We start from the raw sequence: 20,805 nt of genomic DNA on the forward strand, positions 1-20,805 counted from the left end.
TCGAAAGTTCGATCTTTGGTGGTCGCGCGGGTTTTGCCGTGTCAGGCGATGGTCTTGATGAAAGCCTCGTAGGCCTCCTCGTCCATGAGGGCGTCGAGTTCGGATGGGTCGGCCAGCGTCAGCTTGAAGAACCAGCCTGAGCCGTTCGGATCCTCGTTGACGAGGCCGGGCTTTTCTTCGAGAGCCGAATTGACCTCGATAACCTCGCCCGAGGCTGGCGCGTTGACGCCGCTCGCCGCCTTGACGCTTTCGACGACGGCGGCCTCGGCGCCCCGCGCCAGGACGGCGCCGATGACGGGAAGCTCGACGAAGACGACGTCGCCCAATTGCGACTGAGCGAAATCCGTAATGCCGACGACGGCGCCGTCCGGGTCAGGCCTGATATATTCATGGTCTTTGGTGTAGCGAATGTTTGGCATTAGGCTCCCCTGACATAGGCGTGCGGCATGAAGGGCGTCGCGGCGATCCGCGCCGGCGTCGGCTTGCCGCGCACGATCAGATTGACCGGCGCGCCGACAACGGCCTCCGCCGCGGCGACATAGCCCATGGCGATCGGACGCCCGAGGCTCGGGGCGTAGCCGCCCGAAGTCAGCCGGCCGATGGCGCGTCCATCCGGCGTTTCGATTTCCGCGCCTTCGCGGGCGGGCGCCTTGCCATCGAGAATGAGGCCGACGCGGCGCCGCTCCGGGCCGCGCGCCATGACTTGCGCGAGGCGCGCAAAGCCCGGAAAGCCGCCTTCGACGCGCCGGCGTTTGGAGATCGACCATAAAAGCCCGGCCTCGACCGGATCCGTCGCCCCGTCGATGTCGTGGCCGCAGAGGCAAAGCCCCGCCTCGAGGCGCAGCGAATCGCGCGCGCCGAGCCCGACCGGAAACACGCGCGGATCACTCAGCAGCGTCCGCGCGAAAACTTCCGCCTTGGCGGCAGGCAGGGAAATCTCGAAGCCGTCTTCCCCTGTGTAGCCCGAGCGGGAAATCCGCAGCCGGACCCCATCGACTTCGAATTCGGCGGATCGCATGAAGGTCAATCGCGAGACCACCGGGACGATTTTTTCGAGGACCTCCGCGGCTTGCGGTCCCTGCAGCGCCAGAAGCGCGAGCTGCGGCAGCGGCGTCAGAGCAAATCCCGGCAGCGCGGCGCTGATATGGGCAAAATCGGCGGCCTTGCTCGCGGCGTTGACCACGAGAAACAGGCGCTGGCGGCCGCCTTCGTTGGCGAGGCGCGTCACCATCAGATCGTCAAGGATATGGCCGTTGGCGTCGAGCAGCTGCGTGTAGCGCATCTGCCCCGGATTGAGCGAGGCGATGTCGCCGGGCGTCAGCCGTTCGAACGCGCGCAAGGCGTGGGCGCCCTCGAACAGCGCCTGTCCCATATGCGAGACGTCGAACAGGCCGGCCTTGGCGCGGGTGTGGAGATGCTCGGCGATGACGCCCGGCGGATATTGCACCGGCATTTCATAGCCCGCGAAGGGGACTAGGCGGGCGCCGAGCTCGAGATGAAGATCGTAAAGGGGGGTGCGCGCAAGGGGAAGGGGGGCGGACTGAACGGACATGGGTTCCTCGGATAAGGCTCGAGCAAAGACGCAGCTCGACGAATCGAGCCTGGCCTTGCCCCCTCTGTCCGGGAACCTGAGAGCGTTCCCCCGCGCTGACCCTCAAGAGAGCGGGCGCCTGCGGGGCTGCCTCCTTCGGTGAGCCTTTCGCGCATGAAAGGCTGCTTTCCAGAGCGTCAACTCTCAGCGGTCCGTGGGCCTGAGCGTTTCCGGGGCGGTTGCGCCTTCGGCGCCGGCTCGGCCTAAAGCCAAACCGGACTCTTCCGCTGAGAGGAAATTGACGTTCCAGATATCGGCGCGCGGCGCTGCACTGTCAATGGTGCGCCGCCACAAAAGCCCTGAGACTTAAGGCGTATTGGCCGCCGCAGGACGCAGAAATCGCCCGGGCGCCGAGGCTATTTGCCCTTGCCTGCCGCCTTCTGGGCGCCCTCGTCGATGCCGACCTTGATCGTGTAATCGTCTTCCGTGTGATCCTGGATGAAGGGGACGAGAAGCGGTTCGGTCACCAGCGTGAACTCCGTCACCGCCTCGCCCTGCGGGATCGTCGCCGCCACATGATAGAGCTTGGTGACAATCGGATCATTGTCCTTGGTGTTGATGATCGCGACCCGGAGCGGCACGGAAAAGCTGGCCGGAGCGCCGGCCGGCCCGAGCAGCACCTTGCCGGCGACGCCGATTTTCAATGCGAGCTGGTCGCCTTGCAGCGCGCATTCGCGGACGACGTCGCCGAGCGAATATTGATAGCGCAGATTCATATTGGTCGGCGGCGAGCCGGCATAGGTCTGCGCGGCGGCGGTGCCGTCGAGAATGATGATTTCGGGGCAGAACAGATGGCGACCGCCGGACTGCCGCGAATTGCCTTCGGCCTTCTCCTTCGACCCATGATAGGTGAAGAACTCGCCCCAGTTGAAGCTGCTGAATCCGTCCAAAAGGCCGCCTGCGGCGAAGGCGCCCTCGGCGAATGCGCTCACTCCGAGCGCGGCGACGGCGACGCCGAGCATTGCGCCGCGAATGTTAGTGCCCAGTCGCATGAAAGACCGCTCCTCACGTCTTGTGAGGCCCTGCTCTACATCAGTGCGGGCGAAAGCTCCAGACAGGGATTTTTCCGATCGTGGAGGAGCCCCGCGTTCAGAAACGGCCGAGCGGGTCGCCGGGGGCCGCGAGCGGCACGGTCAGAGCCTTCGGCGTGCGCGTCCAGGTATCCGCCGCGCCGAATACAGTCTTCAGGATCGAGGGCGCATTGGAGAGGCTGACGAAGATCATCAGCGGCGTCAGCGAGGCGAGCGTCGCGACATAGCGGGTCGCCGACCCACGCTGCAGCAGGATATAGGGCGTCAGCGTCATGCCGATGGCGACCATGGCGATCAGCGCGCCGATCACATTGATCACGGGCAGATAGGCGGTGGCGTCGCCGGAGCGCAAAAAGATGCTGGCGGTGAGCGCCCCGAGAGCGACGGCGGCGCAGGGATAGAAGGTCTGCACCAGGATGAGGAGCAGCGCCGAAGCCTTGCGGCGCAGGGTCCAGTCCGACGTCCACACTTGCTTCAGAAGCTTGCGCGCGACCTGAACAAAGCCGTTCGACCAGCGCCGCTGCTGCACGCGCCAATGCTTGACCTTGTCGGGAACGAGGCCCGGCACCGGGGGATCCATGGAAAACAGCCCGTGCCAGCCGGCGATTTCGGCGCGCACCGTGAGGTCGAGATCCTCGCACAGCGAATCAGAGGACCATCCGCCCGCCGCATTGATGGCGGAGCGGCGCCACACGCCGGCGGTGCCGTTGAACTGAAACAGCCAGCCGGCGCGATAGCGCGTCGCCTGCTCCAGCACATAATGAGCGTCGAGCATCAGCCCCTGCGCGCGGGTCAGCCAATTGGAGCTGGCGTTGGCGAATTCGCAGCGCGACTGGATGAAGCTTGCTTTCGGATCGGCGATCAGCGCCGGCATGATCTTGCGCAGCCAGTTCGCCGGGGGCCGGAAATCGACGTCGAGCACGGCGATATAGGGCGCCGACGAATGGGCGAGGCCGGCCGCGAGCGCGCCCGCCTTATAGCCCGAACGGTCGCCGCGGCGCAGATGCGCGACATTGAAGCCGCGATCGTGCAATTCGCCGATCACCCGCGCCGCAATCGCGCTGGTCTCGTCGAAGCTGTCGTCGAGCAGCTGGATATGCAGGCGGTCGCGCGGCCAGTCGAGCGCGGAGGCCGAGCGCAGCGCGCCGATCACCGTCTCGGGCTCGTTAAAGACGGGGATCTGCACCAGCACATGCGGCAGGTCGGCGTCGGTGAGAATGAGATGGCGCAGCGGCCGGCCGAGTTTGCGGCCGCGCAGGCGTTCGAAAATATTGATGCCGATCAGAGCCAGAAATCCGCCGGCTACGAAAATCAGGCCGGCTACGGAGATCGCCAGGGCCGTGTCGCTGAGAAGCGTCAGAAAATCAATCAGAGTCAAAACACGCCCCCGCGACTGCCGTCTCCCATCCGCTTGCGTCGCCTCTTCGCGTGAACATGACGCCGTTCACGCTGCAAAACATCGAGCGCTTCGCTTTAAGAAATCGTCGAGGGGGTTTGGTTTTGCGTCACTTGCGCGTTGTGCGCCGACGCGGACCCTTGCTCGATCGACTTCCGCGGGTGGAAACTTTCGAGGATGAAAAGGCCCTAAACTGAGCTTTGGAACAACCAACAAATTGCAACAGAATGTTGCAGGAGTTGAGTGGTCTCAAAGCAGAAAATGTTAACATTACCAAAGCCTTAAAAGAGCCTCATTTGTGGCCAGCCGAAGGCTTTGAGACGGTTTTTTGAGGCGCTCCGAAGGGCTCGTTGGCGACAGCATAATCCATAAAACGCGCTTCAAGCTGACCGGCCAAGTCCACGCTCAAGCTTCTGAACTTAAGCGATTTCCGATCGATCTACGGCGCGTCGAGCGAGGACGCGCGCTCCTGCGTCTTCGGCGCGCGCACCACGATTCGCGACAAGATTTTGTCGACAAGGCGCGGCGGCAGAATGCGGCCGAATCGGGCAAGCGCATAAAGCGGCCAGGGAAAGGCGATCACGGCCTTGCGGCGATCAAGGCCGCGGCGGATGATCTTCGCGGCTGCAGCATCGCTGATCTCGAGCGGTTTCATGGCGTCGATGCTGTCGTTCAGCGGCGTTTTCACGAAGCCGGCGATGACGAGGCTGACGCAGAGGCCTTCCGGCTCCAGCCGCGCGCGCAGCGATTCCGCATAGGCGTGCACAGCCGCCTTGGAGGCGCAATAGGCCGGCGAATAGGGCAGCCCACGCAGGCCTGCGATCGAGCCGATGAAGGCGAGCTGGCCGGCCTTTCTGGCGCACATCGGCCCGAGCAGCGGCTCGGCTGTGTTGAGCACGCCAAAAAGATTGGCCGCCAGCAAAGCCCGCACGGCGTCCGGATCCTCAAAGCTTTCGCCCGGCTTGAGGCCCGTCGTGATGCCGGCGTTGGCGATGCAGAGGTCAAAGGGCGCGCGCCGATCCCCGGCGCCGATGAAAGCGGCCATCGCCGCCCGGTCGCGCACGTCGACGAGGCCCGTCGTCACTTCGGCGCCGCGCGCCCGCGCCTCCTCGGCGACGGCTTCGAGTCGTTCGGCGTTGCGCCCGATCAGCGCAAGCCTGGCGCCCTGTTGCGCATAGGCAAGCGCCAGCGCGCGGCCGATGCCGCTCGAGGCGCCGGTGATGAGAACGGAACGCGCGGTCATGTCAGCGCCGTGACCTCTTGCGCCCATCGTCAGAGCTGGGCGGGCCGGCTTGCGGGCGCCAGCGTCGCCTCGGCGAGGACGGCAAGATCGCCATTGGAGCCATGCGCCATCAGGCGCAACAGCAGTTCGGCCTCCGGCCCCGAGGTCGCGCGGACGATTCGGCCAGAGATGACAATGGAGTCGCCGACGGGCACCGGCCGCAGAAACTTCGCCGACATCCGGGCGATGGCGAGATCGGGCCGCCAGCGCTGCAGCGCGGGCTCAAAGCAGCTCATCATCAGCATGCCATGGATCGGCGGCGCCTTCAGGCCTGCGGCCGCGGCGACGTCGGCGTCAAGATGCAGCGGATTGTCGTCGCCCGAGGCCAGCGCGTAGCGGGCGAGATCCTCGGCCCGAACGGGACCAAACTCTGTCTTTCCGATCGAATCGCCGATTTTCGGCCCATCGCCGACGGACGCGTCCGGCGGCAGGCTCATGGCGCGGATTCCGCGGCGCCCGCCGTCAGCACCAGCCGCAGCACTGTCTCGAAGGCCGCGCAGGGCTCGTCGCCCAAGGTCGTGATCGAACCGGAAACGGTCAGCCGGTCAGGCGCGCTGGAGCGCTTGAAGATGAGATCGAGGCGGTATTCGGCGTCAAGGGCGAGCGGGCGCTGATAGGAGAAGCTTTGCGCCTCATGCACGGGCAGGACGCCGCCGCAGCCGATCATGCGGCGCAATGTCGGGCGAACCTCAGGCAACGTCAGCCAGCAGAACGGATAAGTCGCAGGAATTTCGGAGCCAGAAGCGCCGGCCTCGCTTTCCTTCTCCAGAAAAGCGGCGCGCCGGAACGCGGCGACGCTTTCAGCGTCGGTCCGGACGCGGAGGTCCGGCAGCCGCGCCAGCGTCTCCTCGTCGGCCTCGGCGATCGCCGCCTGCATCAGGCAGCCTCGGCGCGGCGCACGACGAGAGAAGCGTTGATGCCGCCGAAGGCGAAGGAATTGCTCATCGCGGTGCGAATCGGCATCGGCCGCGCCTCGTTCGGCACAGCGTCGACCGGACATTTGATGTCGGGCTCGCGCCAATTGATGGTCGGCGGCGCGATGCTATTGCGCACGGCGCCGATGGTGACGACGAGCTCCAGCGCGCCGCCGGCGCCAAGCCCGTGCCCGTGGATGGGCTTGGTCGAGGACACCGGCAATTGCGGCGCCCGCGCGCCGAACACCAAGCCGAGCGCCTCGGCTTCGGTGATGTCGTTCACCGTCGTGCCAGTGCCATGGGCGTTGATGTAATCGATTTCGTCGATGGCGACGCCTGCGTCGCGCAGGGCCTCGCTCATGCAGGCCGCGGCGCCCTTTGCGTCGGGACGCACCTGATCCTTGGCGTCAGCGGTCGTGCCATATCCTGCAAGTTCGACGAGCGGCACGGCGCCGCGGGCGAGCGCGATGTCTTCCGCCTCTAGGATAAACACCGCGGCGCCGGCGCCCAGAATCATGCCGTTGCGGCCCTTGGAGAAGGGACGGCAGGCGTCGGGCGTCAGCACGCGCAGCGCCTCCCAGGCGAGCAGCGCGCTATTGGTGATGCAGTCTTCCGTCCCGCCGACGATGGCGCGATCGATGACGCCCCAGCGAATCAGCTGCGCGGCAATGCCGATCGCCTGCGTCGCCGAGGAGCAGGCGCTGGCGACGGCGAAACAGGGGCCCGTCGCGCCATAGCGGATGCTGACGTTCGAGGGGGGCGAACTCGGGATCAGGCGCGGCACGGTGAGGGGGGCCGGGCGCCCCTGCTCCACCAGCGCAAGATAGAGCCCGTCCTCGAGCGTATGCATGCCGCCAACGCCAGTGCCGATGATCGAGGCCGTGCGCGGCCCCATCGGCTCCGCGCGTGAGAGACCCGCCTGAGCGACGGCCTCGTCGGCGGCCGTCAGCAGATATTGCGTGACCGGATCGCAGAAAGGCAGCACCGCAGCCTCGATATGCGCCGCGGGGTCAAAACCCTGCACCTGAGCGGAGATCTTGATGCGGCCGCGGTAGGGTCGGTTGAACTGCGTTTCGGAGACGCAGGAGCGTCCATCGCGCGCCGCTCGCCATAAGGCGTCCGCGCCAATGCCTGCTGCAGACACGGCGCCCATGCCGGTGACGACGACCCGCCTTTGAGTGTTCATATTTATGATTTTTCTTTGATGATATAGGCCGCGATGGCGTCGATCAGGCTTTTGATGTCCTTGGCCTCGTGGAACGGGCCGTCCATCGGAATATAGACGTCAAATTTATCTTCGATGGCCGTCAGAATCATCACGATGTCGATCGATTTGAGGTCGAGGCTTTCAATCGTCGCGTCGGGCGTGACTTTCTCCCGATCGATCATGCCTTCCTTGACGATGACGTCGATAATCTGATTGACGAGCTCGGTTTGATCGAGATCCTTCGTTTCCACCGATGACTCCCACGCCATGCGTCCAAAATTGCGCTTATCCAGAGCGCCAGACGTTCAAACTCGAACATCGGACGCCCAAACCCTTTGTTTGCCGCATCTTAGCGACGCCAAGCACCCCCGCTTGGCTGCACGATGCTCTCGGCCGACGCAAGATCTCAAGCGCCGCGAATGGATCGATCCCGCCGCGCCGGACAGAGCCGGACGGGGGGCAAATCGAACACAGTCGACGGTCTGGCGTCAACCTACCGCGCCGCTGGCGCGGCCCGGCGTTTGCGACGTCAGGCGCGCAACGAACCCGCGCCGCAACCTGAGCCGACTGGTTGGTTACGCCAAACGGAGGCGAAAATAAAGGGCGGCGGCCGGCGCCGTCGTTTTGTGGGTCGCCGGCTCAAGACAGAAGTCAGGGAATCGCGACCACGGGGGTTCCGACGCTGACCCGCCCGAAAAGATCGACGACGTCCTCATTCAGCATGCGGATGCAGCCATAGGACGCCGCGGCGCCGATCGACTTTCGCATGCTCGCCGTCGTGCCATGAATGGCGACCTCCGAGAGGGAGAGCGTCAGCGCCGCCGCGCCCATCGGATTGCGCGGAGATCCGCCCGGAATAACGGCGGGAAAATTGGGATGATCGCGGCGCACGTCCGCCGGCGCCGACCAGGACGGCCGCATGAACTTGCCCTGGATCGTGGCTTCGCCCTGCCAGGCCTTGCCGCTCTTGCCGATGGCGACGGGATAGCGGATCGCCCGCCCGTCGCCGGTGACGAGATAGAGTTTTCGTTCGCTCTGCTTGATGACGATCATCCCGGCCGGATAGGGCTGCGGGAAGGCAACGATCTCACGCGCAAGCGCTTCGGGTTGCGGCGGCAGAAGGAGGGCGGCAAACGCCGCCGCAGCCGCCGTTGCGAGTCGCGCAAGGAAAAGAATGAAAGAACCGGCGCGTGGAGAGATTGACCGTAAGGGTTGGTCGCAGCCGAAGCGCTTCTTGCTCATTGCCGCCTGCCGATGTTGCCGAATCGGACGTTCCTGGCTTGCGCCTCGCGCCCGATTCGAGGCTACCGGCAACATGGTTAACCAAGCCTAAAGAACCCCGAAAACTGCGGGCCAAAGGCGAGACTCGGCGTGTTAGAGGCTATTTCACCGACATTTGGGCGCGGCAAGCAGCGCGGACGCGAATTGCGCGAGACCGTTTCGACTCAGCATTAGGGCGTCAGACGCTCAGCATGAACGTCCAACGCCCTACTATGCATCTCAACGCCGCCGAGCGAGGCCGCCCGGCGGAGCAATTCTAGTTCGCGCGCTCGCGAATCAGATCGTCAACCACCGACGGATCGGCAAGCGTCGAGGTGTCGCCGAGAGCCGAAAACTCCTTCTCCGCGATCTTGCGCAGGATGCGGCGCATGATCTTGCCAGAGCGGGTTTTGGGCAGGCCGGGCGCGAAATGCACGATATCGGGCGAGGCGATCGGCCCGATATCTTTGCGCACCCAAGACACGAGCTCCTTCCGCAGCTCTTCGCTCGGCTCGATGCCGGTCATCAGGGTCACATAGGCGTAGATGCCCTGCCCCTTGAGGTCGTGCGGATAGCCGACGACCGCAGCCTCTGCGACCTTGATGTGGGCCACCAGAGAGCTTTCCACCTCGGCGGTGCCGAGGCGGTGGCCAGAGACGTTGATCACGTCGTCGACGCGGCCGGTGATCCAGTAATAGCCGTCCTCGTCGCGCCGGCAGCCGTCGCCGGTGAAATATTTGCCCGGATAGGCCGAGAAATAGGCCTGCACGAAGCGTTCGTGATCGTTGAACAGGGTGCGCATCTGCGCCGGCCAGGAATCGGCGATGACGAGATTGCCGCTGCAGGGACCCTCAAGCACCTCGCCGGCCGCATCGACCACCTGCGGCTGCACGCCGAAGAAGGGCTGCGTTGCCGAACCCGGCTTCAGCGCGGTCGCCCCCGGCAAGGGGCTGATCAAAATGCCGCCGGTCTCGGTCTGCCACCAGGTGTCGACGATCGGACAACGCTCCTCGCCGACAACGCGGTAGTACCACTCCCAAGCCTCGGGATTGATCGGCTCGCCGACCGAACCAAGGACGCGCAGAGTCTTGCGGCTGGTCGCCTTCACCGGTCCGTCGCCGGCGCCCATCAGCGAGCGGATCGCCGTCGGCGCCGTATAAAAGATATTGACCTGGTGCTTGTCGACGACGTCCCAGAACCGCGAGATGGTGGGATAGCTCGGAACCCCCTCGAACATCAGCGTCGTTGCGCCATTGGCGAGCGGGCCATAGACGATATAGCTGTGTCCGGTCACCCAGCCCACGTCGGCGGTGCACCAATAGACCTCGCCCGGCCGATAATCGAAGACATATTGATGGGTCATCGAGGCCCAGACGAGATAGCCGCCGGTCGAATGCACGACGCCTTTCGGCGCGCCGGTCGAGCCCGAGGTGAACAGAATGAACAGCGGATCTTCGGCGTTCATCTCTGCGGCCGGGCAGTCGGGGCTGGCTTTGGCGAGCGCCTCGTCGTACCAAACGTCGCGGCCCTCGGTCCAGGCGACCTTGCCTCCCGTGCGCCGCACCACGATCATGGTCTCAACGATGCCGTCGACTTTCTTGATAGCCGCGTCGGCGTTGACCTTCAGCGGCACCTTGCGTCCGCCGCGGTATCCCTCGTCGGCCGTGATGATGAGCTTCGATTTGCAGCCCTCGATGCGGCCGCCAAGCGAATCCGCCGAGAAACCGCCAAACACGATCGAATGGATGGCGCCGATCCGGGCGCAAGCCAGCATGGCGTAAGCGGCCTCAGGGATCATCGGCAAATAGATCGTGACGGTGTCGCCCTTGCTGATCCCATAGGACTTCAGGACATTGGCGAGGCGGCAGACTTCTTCGTGCAGCTGCTTGTAGGTGATGTGCTTCGATTCATTCGGGTCGTCGCCTTCCCAGATGATCGCGGTCTGGTCGCCCAGCGTCGCCAAATGGCGGTCGATGCAATTGGTCGAGACATTCGTCACGCCGTCTTCGAACCATTTGATCGAGACATTGTGCGGATCGAACGACGTATTCTTGACTTTGGTGTAGGGTTTGACCCAGTCAATCCGCTTGCCGTGCTCTCCCCAGAACTTATCCGGTTCCGAGACCGAACTCTCATACATTGACTTATACTTGGCCGCGTCGACGTAGGCGGATTTGCTCCACTCAGCAGTTACAGGATAGACTTTATCCGACATTTGCGTAATCCTCCCAGGCAGCGCGTTTTTGGGCGCCTTCCTCAAATCAGCTGGATCACTCATCAGTTTGGATCGGTCCAATCCAGACTCATGTGTGCGATCGATGGCAATCGTTTAGAGCGGGATGCGGCGGACGACCCTTCCCGCTGTTCCTTGTGACATTCCAGTATGCGCCTTCAGCGCCAATCCTCCAAAGCGGATCAAGCGTTTCTTCATCGAGGCGTTCGACGCCCCGGCATTTGTTTTTATGGGCAATCTTTCTGAACTTTGTCCAATGCCTGCGATATCCCCGAAAGGGAGTAGGTATCCGTCGTTACATTGCCCTTTACGGACGGCGCCTTGACGATCAGCTTCGAGCCTTTTTTCAGCGCCTCGACGAATTGCGCCTCTTCCGCCGGATTTTTGATCCAGGCGTTGGCGCCCTTGGCGACGAGATTGAAATTCGCGCCGCCGATGTCGGCTCGCGCGTCGGCGCCGTCTTTCACCGCAAAGCCCATGATGATCGAGACTTCGTTGCGCACCTTCTCGGCCGGCCGGTTCGAGATGAAGACGTAGGCCTGGTCGCGCTTCAAGGCTGCGGGCGCCCGCTCCTTCGGCGTCGCCAGCGCATAGCAGGTCTTGTCCTTGGCGCCCTCGGCGAGAAACGCGCCCCAATCGCCATAGGAGCCCACCTGCACCGGCTTGCCGGGTTTCTTGGCCTCGCCCGGTTTCGCATCGCCCGTCTTGGCGCCCGATTTCTTGGCGTCGGATTTTTTTGCCTCATCCGATTTGGGATCGGTCTGCCTCGCCTCCGTCCAGCGTCCCGCGGGAGCAACGCCATACGAATCCAGCTCCTGGCTGGAGCGGGATTCGATCGCCGCAAGGCAGAGGGACGGCGCAAAAAATCCGGCGAGAGCAAGCGCCGCGCCGGGAAGGAAACGAAATATCATGGCTCGCGGAGGCTCCCTACCGATCGTCGGCTGCAATGGAAAGGCGATCGCCACGCTTATAGGACGGGAGCTTCACAGGCGAAAGAGAGCAAAGCGGGCGCCGCAAAAACTATTGCGCGGCCAAAGCCGGGCAAGCCCGGATCAAAAACCCGGCGCCTTGGCGGCGCCGAGGATCACGCCCGGCCGCTGCGGCGACCCTTTCTGCACGAAAATCACATAGCCTTCGCCATCTTCGCGCACATCGGGGGCGTGGAAGGTGGCGGCGGCGCCGCTCCAGACCCCGATCTCATCCATGGCGCGGACGACATTCGTATAGGTCACATTGCGGCCCGCATTCTCGCCGCGGCCGATATGCACGGTCCGCGAGCGCATCACGCGCAGCGCAAGCACCACGGCAGGTCCCCCCTCGCCGTCGCCGACCTCCACGACCAGCGCGCCATTGGCCTGCGTCAGCCGCACCGGAACGCTCATCGCGCCTTCCCTGCCCCGGCTCAAAGCGATCGCCGACTCGATCTCCTTGCGGTCGCTGCCGACGGCGCCCAGCATTCCGTCGACGATCATCTGCGGCGTATAGGCGTGCTGATCTCCGATGGCCGCCGCATAGGCCCTTTGGCGCGCGGCGAAAACAGGCGAGGCCATCGTATCCTTCCAGCCGATGTAGTCCCAATAGTCGACCGGGAAAGAAACGGCGACGACGTCAGGCTTTCGCGCGAGAGTTGCGAGTAACGCATCGGCGGGCGGACAGAAAGAACAGCCCTGGCTTGTAAAAAGTTCCATAGCGTAAGCAACGGCAGGCGGAGAAGCCGCCGAGGCGACGCCGCTGCCGCTCGCTACAAGGATAAAGACTGCGCGCAGGAAGTGTCGCGGAATAGCGCCGTAAAGAGAGATCAAGGGTAAGCTTTCCACAAATCCCATTGATCAGGCCACTGTCTATCGAAGCTTTGCAAAGCGGGAGGATGAATTGGCGGGACTCTAGACGACGGCGCAACCCACGCCAGTCAAATCCTGTTTACCGTACAGCCTCCGCGAGCACAAACCGCATGATTGCGACGCCGCTTTCTTCGGCGCGCCGGATCGTTTATTGGCTTTCGGGAGCGACCTTTTCTGGCTGGAGCCCCGAGCATGACCTTTTTTGAGAATGCCGCGCAATATCTTTCCGCAAGATGGTCGTTCAGACAGCCAGCGCGACGGATCCTGTCCGCGCTGGCGCTCGTAACGCTTGGCCTCTCTCTTTCGGGCTGTGGCTACAACACCATTCCGACCCTTGAGGAACAGGCCAAAGCCAGATGGGCCGAGGTGCAAAACCAATATCAAAGACGCGCCGACCTTGTTCCCAATCTGGTCGCGACCGTTCAGGGCTTCGCCAAACAGGAGCGCGAAACGCTGACCGCCGTCGTCGAGGCAAGGGCCAAGGCGACCTCGGTCACGATCGACGCCTCGCAGCTGACCGATCCTGAGAAAGTGCGCCAGTTCCAGGCGGCGCAGGCGCAATTATCCGGCGCGCTCGGCCGCCTGCTCGCCGTCAGCGAAAACTATCCCGAACTCAAATCGAACCAGAACTTCCTTGCCCTGCAATCGCAACTCGAAGGCACCGAGAACCGGATCGCCGTCGCCCGCCGCGACTACATCGAAGCCGCGCGCGAATTCAACACCGCGCTGCGGACTTTCCCGACGCTGCTTTGGGCAAAGACAGTGTTCGCCGGCAAGCAGCCGCTGGCGCCCTTCGCCGCGAGCGACGCCGCGCAGACTGCTCCGCAAGTGAAGTTTTGACGCGATTTTTATCCTTTGAGGTCGAGCGGCCGGGCGTCTTCCGCCCAGCCGCCGCCTTGACTCTCACTCCGGGATTTTCCCGCCGCCTTCGCGCCGCGCCCGCCTTGCTCCGCGCCTTTCTGTGCCTTGGAGCCTTTCTTTGCGCGGGCCTTGCGCTCGCTTTTAATTTTCCGGCGCTCACGGGGCGCGTCGTCGACGCGGCCAATATTATTCCGGCGCAGACCAAAACCGCGATTGAACAGAAACTCGCCGCGCTCGAGGAGAAATCGGGCATCCAGCTGGTCATGGCGACGGTCCCTTCGCTGGAAGGCGACGAGATCGAGCCCTACGCCAACGCGCTCTTCCGCGAATGGAAACTTGGCGAGCGCGCCAAGAACAATGGCGTGTTGATGCTCGTCGCGCCCAATCAGCGGAGAGTCCGGATCGAGGTCGGCTACGGGCTCGAAGGAACGCTGACCGACGCGCTGTCTCGAATCATTATCGCCAACGCCATGGCGCCCCGGTTCAAGACGGGCGATTTCGGCGGCGGCATTGAGCGCGGCGTCGACGACGTCATCACGGTGCTCACCACAGATTCAGCCGAATGGGAAAAACGGCCGGATCTGCGGCTCGACCGCAGCCAATCCGGCGCGGATTCCATCGCACCCTGGCTGGTTTTCGGCCTGTTCGTCCTGATCGTATTCCTCATTCTGCGTACGCCGCGCGCCGGACGCGGGGCGGGCGCCGCGGAAGACCCGCGATGGGGCGGCGGCCAGCCGGCGCAAAACCGGAGCTCTCAAGGCAACGCCGCGTTCTGGCTCAATATTTTATCCGCCTTGATCAATATATTGGCCGCGTCGGGTCGCGGCGGCCGGGATGGCGGAGGCGGTTTTTCGGGCGGAGGCGGCTTTTCCGGAGGCGGCGGCTCCTCCGGCGGCGGCGGCGCATCGGGGAGCTGGTAATGATTTTGTCGCGTGACGACCAGCGCCGAATTAACGCGGCCATCACCGCCGCCGAACGACAGACGAGCGGCGAGATCGTCTGCGTTCTGGCGCGGAGTTCGTCCGATTATCTCGCCTACGCCGTCGCCTGGTCGGCGCTGATCGCCCTCGCCGTCCCTTGGGCGCTGATCGCGACGACGGAATTTTCGGTGCAGCGCATCCTGCTGATCCAGACGGTCGTCTTCGCCGCGCTCTATCTGATTTTTTCGATCGCCCGGCTGCGCCCGCTGCTGGCGCCGCGCGCCCTGCGCCGCCAGCATGCGCATCGAGCTGCGCTCGAGCAATTCGTGACGCGCGGACTGGCGCGCAGGGACAATCACGCCGGCGTGCTTATTTTCGTGTCGCTCGCGGAACATTACGTGCGCGTCGTGGCGGATGACGGCATCGCCGCGAAGGTCGACAAAGCCGTCTGGCAAAGCGCGGTCGATCAATTGTTGCAGGCCATCCGCGAGGGAGATCTCGCCGCGGGCTTCATCAAAGCCACCGAACAATGCGGGGCGGTGCTCGCGGAGCATTTCCCGGCTGCGGAGAGCGGCGCCAATTTGCCCGACCGGATCTATGAGATCTGAACCGGCCAGCGATGTCGCGGCTGTTCTGAAGCCGGGCGCCATCTAAAAGTCGGCAATTTTTGCGAAAAGCGCCTCGACAGTCTTGGAATCGATCGCGTTCCAGGTTTGGTTTTTTTGCATCCAATATCGCCGTGATCCGGGAGCATGCATGATTTTATCCGATGAGGATCAAGCCCGCATCAATGCGGCGATCGCCGCCGCCGAGCAGAAGACAAAGGGCCAAATCTTCTGCGTGCTGACCCCGTCGTCCGAGGAATATGCGATCTATGCGCTCGCCTGGTCGGCGCTGATCGCGCTCGTCTGCGCTTTCGCGCTCGCCGCGACAACGCATCTTGCGCCGCTGCCGCTCATACTCATACAGATCTTCCTCTGCGCCGCCCTCTATATGGTGTTGTCATTCTTTGGCCTCGCGCCTCATTTCGCGCCCTACGTCCATGTCCGCCTTGAGCACGCGCATCGCTACGCGATGGAGCAGTTCATCTGCCATGGCCTGACGCGCAGGCAAACTCCCGCCGGCGTGCTGATCTTCGTATCCCTTGCGGAAAATTACGTGCGCGTCATCGCCAGTGAGAGCATCGCGGCAAAAGTCGACAAACCGCTTTGGCGGGGAGCGCTCGACTCGCTCTCCCAGGGCACGCGCGACGGCGATCTTGCGACCGGTTTCGTCAAGGCGATCGAGCAATGCGGCGCGCTGCTCGCCGAGCATTTCCCAGCGCAAGAGGGCGACGTCCCCGTCAAGCATGAACTCTATGTGCTGGGCCGCCCCAAGCGGCGCATCCTGGCGCGTCTGCTCGCCCGTTTTTTACCGGCCGCGCGCGGCGGCGAGCACCGAAACGCTGGCCCGCCCGTCCGGGGCTAGGCCGGCTTTCGCCTGAAAGTCGCTGATCGCCCGCTTGGTCTTGGTTCCGATCACGCCGTCCGCCTTGCCGTCGAGATCATAGCCGCGCCGCATCAGCAGCGCCTGCAACTCGCGCCGGTCGGCGCGCGAGAGGCCGGGATCATTGGTCGGCCAGGGCGTTATCGGTCCCTTGCGGCCTTTCAGCCGGTCGGACAGGAGCGCGATCGCCAACGCATAGGATTCGGCGGCGTTATAGGAATAGATCGCATCGAAATTGCGCGTCACGAGAAAGGCCGGTCCGTTCGGCCCCGCCGGCAGCAGCAGGCCGGCGTTGGGGCCGGAGCCCAGCGGCGAGCCGTCAACTTTGACGAGGCCGCGCGCCGCCCAATGGCCAATCGGCTCCTTGCGAGTGCGGCCGGACGGCCCCGCATAGCCCTGCGGCAACCGCACTTCAAACCCCCACTCGACGCCCGGCGTCCAGCCGCCCTTGCGCAGATAGGCCGCGGTCGAGCCGAGCGCGTCGGGAACCGAGTTGATGAGATCCCTGCGTCCGTCGCCATCAAAATCGACGGCTGTGCGCAGGAAGGTCGAGGGCATGAATTGGGTGTGGCCGAAGGCGCCCGCCCAGGAGCCGACGAATTGCTCCGGGACGATGTCGCCATGATCGAGGATCTTGAACGCCGCCGTCAGCTCCGTGCGGAAATAGGCGGCGCGATAGGGGCCGCAGGACAGCGTCGCAAGCGACTGGATGATCGGCCGTTTGCCAAAGCTGCGGCCGAAATCGGACTCGACGCCCCACACCGCGACGATCGTCGCGGCGTCGACGCCATAGCGCGACTGCGCGGCGGACAGCGGCTGCGCCCATTTGCGCATTTGCGCGCGCCCGTCCTCGACCCGCTCGTCGTCGACGAGGCCGGCAAGATAATCCCAGATCGGCGTCTTGAATTCCGGTTGCGCCTGCGCCAGGGCGAAAATATCGGGGTCGGCCTGCAGCCCGGCCGTCGCCTTGTCGAAGGTCGCGGCGCTGACGCCGCTGGAGAGAATCCCCGGCCGCAGGCCGGCGAGGCATTCCTGCAGCGAGGCCGCCTGCGAGGGAGTCGCGCCGGCGCACACGAGCCCCAGCGCAAACCGAAGCGAAAACAACGATCGCCGAGATGCGGCGCGGTGGGCCGGCAATGTCATGAACGCCAATCTATCAGGGACGCGCGCGAGACGAAAACAGTTTCCGCCCGCGGCGGTTTCAGGCGGGGAAGGCGCCGGTCATTCGATTTCGATTCTGACGGATGCGCCAAGGCGAGCCGCGCCGCCAGATTCAATTCGCGCGCACGTTCTCGACCGTCAAAAGCCGCTGCACCTCATTGACGAGATCCTTGAGGTGGAAGGGCTTCGACAGCACCTTCGCCTGCGGCGGCGCATTGTTGTCAGGGTTGAGCGCAACCGCGGCAAATCCGGTGATGAACATGACCTTGATGTCCGGGTCGAGTTCGGTGGCGCGGCGGGCGAGTTCGATGCCGTCCATCTCCGGCATCACAATATCGGTGAGCAGGAGTTCGAACGGCTCCTCGCGCAGCCGGCTGTAAGCCGAGAGGCCATTGTCGAACGCGGCGACCTGATAGCCGGCGTTCTGCAGCGCCTTGCCAAGGAAGCGGCGCATGTCGCCATCGTCTTCCGCGAGCAGGATCTTGCCAAGCTGAAGCTTGGATTGAGTGGGGAATTGCATGTCGTTCATGGGAGCCTCGCAATGGAGCCCAAGCAAAGGATCATTTGGTAAAAATCCCATAAAAAAAGCGGCCCGCATCGCGCCGGCGGCGCCGTTTCCGCGATCGCGCCGAATTTTTTGGCCCGCGCGTGACAAATTTGCCCGCCGCAAACCGCCGACTCAGCCATTTTCCGGACGCCTCTCTCCAAGCTGCGCCGGATTACGAGCGATTAATATGGACAGCGCCGTAGGTCCTTGGCAAATTGGTCCTCTGCCCGCCAGGACGCCGCCGCGCATCCGCCAAGGAGCCTTGATGATCTTTGAGACCTCCGGCCGGAATGACGACGTCGAGCCGGAGTTCGGAACCGGCTACAAAATCATTGAGCCCGAGACGCTCTGCTGCCCGCTGGTGTTTTCATCGCCGCATTCGGGCGACATCTATCCGGAGAGTTTCCTCGATCGCACGCGGCTCAGCGCGTTGCAGCTGCGCCGGTCCGAGGACGCTTTTGTCGACGCGCTTTTCGCCGATTGCCTGCGCATCGGCGCGCCGATGATCAAGGCGCTGTTTCCGCGCACCTATCTCGACCTCAATCGCGAGCCTTACGAACTCGATCCGCGCATGTTCGAGGGACGGCTGCCGTCCTTCGCCAATACGCGTTCGATCCGCGTCGCCGGCGGACTTGGGACGATTCCGCGCGTCGTTGGCCAGGCGCAGGAAATCTATGGCCGCCGTCTGTCGCTTGCGGAAGCCCTGCGGCGGATCGAGACGCTTTACAAGCCCTATCATGCGCGTCTGACCGCCCTGATCGAACGGGCGGAGCTTGGTTACGGCCTCGCGGTGCTGATCGACTGCCACTCCATGCCGTCGGGAGGCGCGGGACTTCACGCGGCCCACGCGGCCGAGGCGGGCGCCGCGAAACAGCGCGCCGATTTCGTGCTCGGCGACCGGCACGGCGCGAGCTGCGCGGCGATCCTTACCGAGGTCGCCGAGGCTGAATTGCGTAGTCTCGGCTTCACCGTCGCGCGCAACAAACCCTATGCGGGGGGCTATATCACCGAGAATTATGGCGCCCCCGGCGCCAACCGCCATGCGTTGCAGATCGAGGTCAGCCGCGGCCTCTATATGGACGAGCAGAACGTCACGCGCTCGGAGCGGTTCGCCGAGATTCGCGCCGGCCTGAGGCGGGTCGCCGAGGCGCTCGCCGTGACGGCGGCGACCCAGCTCGTAGTCCATCGCCTCGCGGCCGAATAGGCGCGTTGCGGGATCGCGCGAGCGCCAGGCGCAACGCTCAGGGCAGCGCCTCAAACCCCTCGCGGAAGCCGGCGAGCGCGAGCGGAATGCCGACGCCCTCCTCCGGCGTCTGGAAGATGATGAAGGTGGCGTTGGTTCCGCTTTTCATCTGATCGACCAGCTTTTGCTCCATCACCACCTCGGCGACGCAGCCGGTCGGCAGGCAGCGCACGAAGCCGGCGCGGCCGACGTCGGCGTCGTCGATCTTGAGCCCGAGCCCTGAAGGAAGCAGCACGCCGAGCGGCGCGATGACGCGCAAAAGGCGGCTCTTGCCGTCCGCGGTCTTGAGAACGATCACCACCAGATTGATATTGGGCTTGTCTTCGGCGGCGACGCTCTGCAGCAGGGCGCATTGCTCCTTGGCGGCGCCGGGCGGCGTCTCGCAGCGCATCTCCCAATCGCCATGTTTGCTTTTCACGACGCCCTGCGCCGAGGCGGCGCCAAATCCGGTCAGGAGAGCCGCGGCAGCAAGGGCCCCGGCCCGCGCCGAGGACAGCGCGGCGCGCAAAAGCGTGCTGGGGGCATGCGATTGAAATTCCTCGTCGGCGTCAGCCATGCTCTCTTTGAACCTTCCGTTGCCTTAAGATCCGCTTCGCCGCAGCTTGCCGCACGAGTCCCGGCTGCCTAGCAAATCGGGTCGGGCTGTCAAGTAAAGCCGCGCCGCGAGCCGCGACGCGCGCGCCGACAGACGGCGCCCAAAAGCCATTGAAGCAGCGCGGGCGAGACGCCTATCGCGCTGTTTCGCCGCATGGACTGCGCGGCCGGGATGATTGCGCGCAACCCGGAATTATGTTTTTGAACTATTCTCAGGGACCCCCTTGCGGCGCCTCTGGACGAGTTCGATTGGAAGTGGTAGGCGCGGTAGTCAGCCGCGCAATCGGAGCCTCGATCTTGATGAGATTTGCCTCCCCGTCCGCCCGCCGCCTTCTCGATTCCCGCTCTTTCCTCTTCTCGGGCGCGGCGCTGTTTACGGCGCTTGCAGCGGCTCTTTCAGCGGCCCCCGCACGCGCTGACGGATTTCCGCGGCCCGGTCAAATGACGTTCGAGGAAGCGGTCACGCCGATTGCTCACGAGATGCACGCCTTCCACGACTTTATCCTGTTGCCGATCATCGTCGGCATCTGCCTGTTCGTGCTGGCGCTGCTCGGCTGGATTTATATCCGTTACAACGAAAACAAAAACCCGGTCGCCACCACGACGACGCATAATTCTCTGCTCGAGGTCGCCTGGACCGTTCTGCCTGTGATGATCCTCGTCATCATAGCGATCCCTTCCTTCCGCCTGCTGACGCATCAACTTGTGATCCCGCCGGCCGACATCACCGTCAAGGCGACCGGCAAGCAATGGTTCTGGACCTATGATTATCCAAAGGATCAGGGCGGCGGCTTTTCCTTCGACTCTTATCTGATCCCCGAGTCGGATCTAAAACCAGGCGACATCCGGCAGCTCTCCGTCGACAACGAAGCAGTCGTGCCAGTCGGCAAAGTCGTGCATATGCTGGTCACCGGCGCCGACGTCATCCATTCCTTCACGATCCCCTCCTTCGGCATCCGCATCGACGCCGTGCCGGGCCGGATGAACGAAACCTGGTTCAAGGCCGAACGCGAGGGAATCTACTACGGGCAATGCTCGAAGCTGTGCGGAAAAGATCACGCCTATATGCCGATCGCGATCCGCGTCGTGAGCCCAGAGACATATTCGGCTTGGCTCGTCTCCGCCGCAAAGAAATTCGCCGCGAATAATTCCGAATCCGTCAAACTGGCGAACAACGCCACATCGGCCGGCGACGACCGCGAAACGCGGTAAGACAAAAATATTCCGAGGGAGGCTTTC

22 protein-coding genes and 2 riboswitches are annotated in these 20,805 nt (G+C 64.0%); of the genes, 6 read left to right on the forward strand and 16 right to left on the reverse strand.

Annotation, left to right across the window (positions count from 1 at the left end; translation table 11 throughout):
- Nucleotides 1-41 precede the first annotated feature (41 nt).
- From gcvH to MSIL_RS06310, 13 genes are all read right to left on the reverse strand, one after another.
- Nucleotides 42-419, reverse strand: coding sequence for a glycine cleavage system protein GcvH (gene gcvH / locus MSIL_RS06250; protein ID WP_012590255.1), 378 nt, complete (start codon nt 417-419; stop codon nt 42-44).
- A complete protein-coding gene (gene gcvT, locus MSIL_RS06255; protein ID WP_012590256.1) occupies nt 419-1,552 on the reverse strand; it encodes a glycine cleavage system aminomethyltransferase GcvT in 1,134 nt (377 codons plus the stop codon). The genes gcvH and gcvT overlap by 1 nt, the downstream gene beginning before the upstream one ends.
- Nucleotides 1,553-1,614: 62 nt before the next feature.
- Nucleotides 1,615-1,726, reverse strand: a riboswitch (glycine riboswitch).
- 3 nt (nt 1,727-1,729) lie between these two features.
- A riboswitch (glycine riboswitch) is annotated at nt 1,730-1,828 on the reverse strand.
- Nucleotides 1,829-1,947: 119 nt separating this feature from the next.
- On the reverse strand, nt 1,948-2,583 hold the full coding sequence (locus tag MSIL_RS06260; RefSeq protein ID WP_012590257.1) for a hypothetical protein: 636 nt from the start codon (nt 2,581-2,583) through the stop codon (nt 1,948-1,950).
- Between the two features lie 97 nt (nt 2,584-2,680).
- Nucleotides 2,681-4,000 (reverse strand): glycosyltransferase family 2 protein, encoded by a 1,320-nt coding sequence (locus tag MSIL_RS06265; RefSeq protein ID WP_012590258.1) that lies wholly within the window; start codon nt 3,998-4,000, stop codon nt 2,681-2,683.
- Nucleotides 4,001-4,457: 457 nt separating this feature from the next.
- Nucleotides 4,458-5,261 carry an SDR family NAD(P)-dependent oxidoreductase gene (locus tag MSIL_RS06270; RefSeq protein ID WP_012590259.1) on the reverse strand — a complete coding sequence of 268 codons (804 nt, stop codon included), beginning with the start codon at nt 5,259-5,261 and terminating at the stop codon, nt 4,458-4,460.
- A gap of 29 nt (nt 5,262-5,290) precedes the next feature.
- On the reverse strand, nt 5,291-5,737 hold the full coding sequence (locus MSIL_RS06275; protein WP_012590260.1) for a MaoC family dehydratase: 447 nt from the start codon (nt 5,735-5,737) through the stop codon (nt 5,291-5,293).
- Nucleotides 5,734-6,177 carry a hypothetical protein gene (locus tag MSIL_RS06280; protein ID WP_012590261.1) on the reverse strand — a complete coding sequence of 148 codons (444 nt, stop codon included), beginning with the start codon at nt 6,175-6,177 and terminating at the stop codon, nt 5,734-5,736. The genes MSIL_RS06275 and MSIL_RS06280 overlap by 4 nt, the downstream gene beginning before the upstream one ends.
- Nucleotides 6,177-7,400, reverse strand: a complete 1,224-nt coding sequence (locus MSIL_RS06285) for a beta-ketoacyl-[acyl-carrier-protein] synthase family protein (RefSeq protein ID WP_012590262.1) — start codon at nt 7,398-7,400, stop codon at nt 6,177-6,179. Before MSIL_RS06285 ends, MSIL_RS06280 begins: the two co-directional genes overlap by 1 nt.
- A 2-nt stretch (nt 7,401-7,402) precedes the next feature.
- Nucleotides 7,403-7,672, reverse strand: coding sequence for an acyl carrier protein (locus MSIL_RS06290; RefSeq protein WP_012590263.1), 270 nt, complete (start codon nt 7,670-7,672; stop codon nt 7,403-7,405).
- A 400-nt stretch (nt 7,673-8,072) separates the two neighbouring features.
- On the reverse strand, nt 8,073-8,663 hold the full coding sequence (locus MSIL_RS06295) for a L,D-transpeptidase (protein WP_012590264.1): 591 nt from the start codon (nt 8,661-8,663) through the stop codon (nt 8,073-8,075).
- A gap of 295 nt (nt 8,664-8,958) precedes the next feature.
- Nucleotides 8,959-10,896 carry an acetate--CoA ligase gene (gene acs, locus MSIL_RS06300; RefSeq protein ID WP_012590265.1) on the reverse strand — a complete coding sequence of 646 codons (1,938 nt, stop codon included), beginning with the start codon at nt 10,894-10,896 and terminating at the stop codon, nt 8,959-8,961.
- A 245-nt stretch (nt 10,897-11,141) separates the two neighbouring features.
- Nucleotides 11,142-11,825, reverse strand: a complete 684-nt coding sequence (locus MSIL_RS06305) for an invasion associated locus B family protein (RefSeq protein WP_012590266.1) — start codon at nt 11,823-11,825, stop codon at nt 11,142-11,144.
- Between the two features lie 141 nt (nt 11,826-11,966).
- Nucleotides 11,967-12,602, reverse strand: a complete 636-nt coding sequence (locus MSIL_RS06310; protein ID WP_012590267.1) for a DUF1223 domain-containing protein — start codon at nt 12,600-12,602, stop codon at nt 11,967-11,969.
- A 345-nt stretch (nt 12,603-12,947) separates the two neighbouring features.
- On the opposite strand from MSIL_RS06310, the gene MSIL_RS06315 reads away from it, so the two are divergent.
- The 4 genes from MSIL_RS06315 (at nt 12,948) to MSIL_RS06330 (ending at nt 16,003) form a co-directional block, all read left to right on the forward strand.
- The gene (locus MSIL_RS06315) at nt 12,948-13,595 is read left to right on the forward strand and encodes a LemA family protein (protein ID WP_012590268.1); all 648 of its coding nucleotides are present in this window, start codon (nt 12,948-12,950) and stop codon (nt 13,593-13,595) included.
- A gap of 56 nt (nt 13,596-13,651) precedes the next feature.
- Nucleotides 13,652-14,536, forward strand: coding sequence for a TPM domain-containing protein (locus MSIL_RS06320; protein WP_012590269.1), 885 nt, complete (start codon nt 13,652-13,654; stop codon nt 14,534-14,536).
- Nucleotides 14,536-15,144, forward strand: coding sequence for a TPM domain-containing protein (locus MSIL_RS06325; RefSeq protein ID WP_012590270.1), 609 nt, complete (start codon nt 14,536-14,538; stop codon nt 15,142-15,144). The genes MSIL_RS06320 and MSIL_RS06325 overlap by 1 nt, the downstream gene beginning before the upstream one ends.
- A gap of 148 nt (nt 15,145-15,292) precedes the next feature.
- Nucleotides 15,293-16,003, forward strand: a complete 711-nt coding sequence (locus MSIL_RS06330; protein ID WP_012590271.1) for a TPM domain-containing protein — start codon at nt 15,293-15,295, stop codon at nt 16,001-16,003.
- Here MSIL_RS06330 and MSIL_RS06335 read toward each other — a convergent pair.
- Entirely contained in the window at nt 15,947-17,164 is a 1,218-nt protein-coding gene (locus tag MSIL_RS06335) for a lytic murein transglycosylase (protein WP_012590272.1), read from the reverse strand. The genes MSIL_RS06330 and MSIL_RS06335 overlap by 57 nt on opposite strands.
- Before the next feature lie 130 nt (nt 17,165-17,294).
- Nucleotides 17,295-17,711 carry a cell cycle two-component system response regulator CpdR gene (gene cpdR, locus MSIL_RS06340; protein WP_012590273.1) on the reverse strand — a complete coding sequence of 139 codons (417 nt, stop codon included), beginning with the start codon at nt 17,709-17,711 and terminating at the stop codon, nt 17,295-17,297.
- Between the two features lie 283 nt (nt 17,712-17,994).
- Between cpdR and MSIL_RS06345 the strand changes: the two genes are divergently transcribed.
- On the forward strand, nt 17,995-18,933 hold the full coding sequence (locus MSIL_RS06345; RefSeq protein ID WP_012590274.1) for an N-formylglutamate amidohydrolase: 939 nt from the start codon (nt 17,995-17,997) through the stop codon (nt 18,931-18,933).
- Between the two features lie 37 nt (nt 18,934-18,970).
- Here MSIL_RS06345 and MSIL_RS06350 read toward each other — a convergent pair whose 3' ends face one another.
- Nucleotides 18,971-19,528, reverse strand: a complete 558-nt coding sequence (locus tag MSIL_RS06350; RefSeq protein ID WP_012590275.1) for an invasion associated locus B family protein — start codon at nt 19,526-19,528, stop codon at nt 18,971-18,973.
- Between the two features lie 338 nt (nt 19,529-19,866).
- On the opposite strand from MSIL_RS06350, the gene coxB reads away from it, so the two are divergent.
- A complete protein-coding gene (gene coxB / locus MSIL_RS06355; RefSeq protein ID WP_012590276.1) occupies nt 19,867-20,778 on the forward strand; it encodes a cytochrome c oxidase subunit II in 912 nt (303 codons plus the stop codon).
- Nucleotides 20,779-20,805: the final 27 nt, after the last annotated feature.

This window comes from Methylocella silvestris BL2, from assembly GCF_000021745.1.
Classification (GTDB): Bacteria; Pseudomonadota; Alphaproteobacteria; order Rhizobiales; family Beijerinckiaceae; genus Methylocapsa; species Methylocapsa silvestris.

Excerpts from the sequence above, each read along its gene's own strand:
- gcvH (WP_012590255.1), bottom strand. The coding sequence starts at position 419 with ATGCCAAACATTCGCTACACCAAAGACCATGAATATATCAGGCCTGAC.
- gcvT (WP_012590256.1), bottom strand. The coding sequence starts at position 1,552 with ATGTCCGTTCAGTCCGCCCCCCTTCCCCTTGCGCGCACCCCCCTTTAC.
- MSIL_RS06260 (WP_012590257.1), bottom strand. The coding sequence starts at position 2,583 with ATGCGACTGGGCACTAACATTCGCGGCGCAATGCTCGGCGTCGCCGTC.
- MSIL_RS06270 (WP_012590259.1), bottom strand. The coding sequence starts at position 5,261 with ATGACCGCGCGTTCCGTTCTCATCACCGGCGCCTCGAGCGGCATCGGC.
- MSIL_RS06275 (WP_012590260.1), bottom strand. The coding sequence starts at position 5,737 with ATGAGCCTGCCGCCGGACGCGTCCGTCGGCGATGGGCCGAAAATCGGC.
- MSIL_RS06280 (WP_012590261.1), bottom strand. The coding sequence starts at position 6,177 with ATGCAGGCGGCGATCGCCGAGGCCGACGAGGAGACGCTGGCGCGGCTG.
- MSIL_RS06285 (WP_012590262.1), bottom strand. The coding sequence starts at position 7,400 with ATGAACACTCAAAGGCGGGTCGTCGTCACCGGCATGGGCGCCGTGTCT.
- MSIL_RS06295 (WP_012590264.1), bottom strand. The coding sequence starts at position 8,663 with ATGAGCAAGAAGCGCTTCGGCTGCGACCAACCCTTACGGTCAATCTCT.
- acs (WP_012590265.1), bottom strand. The coding sequence starts at position 10,896 with ATGTCGGATAAAGTCTATCCTGTAACTGCTGAGTGGAGCAAATCCGCC.
- MSIL_RS06305 (WP_012590266.1), bottom strand. The coding sequence starts at position 11,825 with ATGATATTTCGTTTCCTTCCCGGCGCGGCGCTTGCTCTCGCCGGATTT.
- MSIL_RS06310 (WP_012590267.1), bottom strand. The coding sequence starts at position 12,602 with ATGGAACTTTTTACAAGCCAGGGCTGTTCTTTCTGTCCGCCCGCCGAT.
- MSIL_RS06315 (WP_012590268.1), top strand. The coding sequence starts at position 12,948 with ATGACCTTTTTTGAGAATGCCGCGCAATATCTTTCCGCAAGATGGTCG.
- MSIL_RS06325 (WP_012590270.1), top strand. The coding sequence starts at position 14,536 with ATGATTTTGTCGCGTGACGACCAGCGCCGAATTAACGCGGCCATCACC.
- MSIL_RS06330 (WP_012590271.1), top strand. The coding sequence starts at position 15,293 with ATGATTTTATCCGATGAGGATCAAGCCCGCATCAATGCGGCGATCGCC.
- MSIL_RS06335 (WP_012590272.1), bottom strand. The coding sequence starts at position 17,164 with ATGACATTGCCGGCCCACCGCGCCGCATCTCGGCGATCGTTGTTTTCG.
- cpdR (WP_012590273.1), bottom strand. The coding sequence starts at position 17,711 with ATGAACGACATGCAATTCCCCACTCAATCCAAGCTTCAGCTTGGCAAG.
- MSIL_RS06345 (WP_012590274.1), top strand. The coding sequence starts at position 17,995 with ATGATCTTTGAGACCTCCGGCCGGAATGACGACGTCGAGCCGGAGTTC.
- MSIL_RS06350 (WP_012590275.1), bottom strand. The coding sequence starts at position 19,528 with ATGGCTGACGCCGACGAGGAATTTCAATCGCATGCCCCCAGCACGCTT.
- coxB (WP_012590276.1), top strand. The coding sequence starts at position 19,867 with ATGAGATTTGCCTCCCCGTCCGCCCGCCGCCTTCTCGATTCCCGCTCT.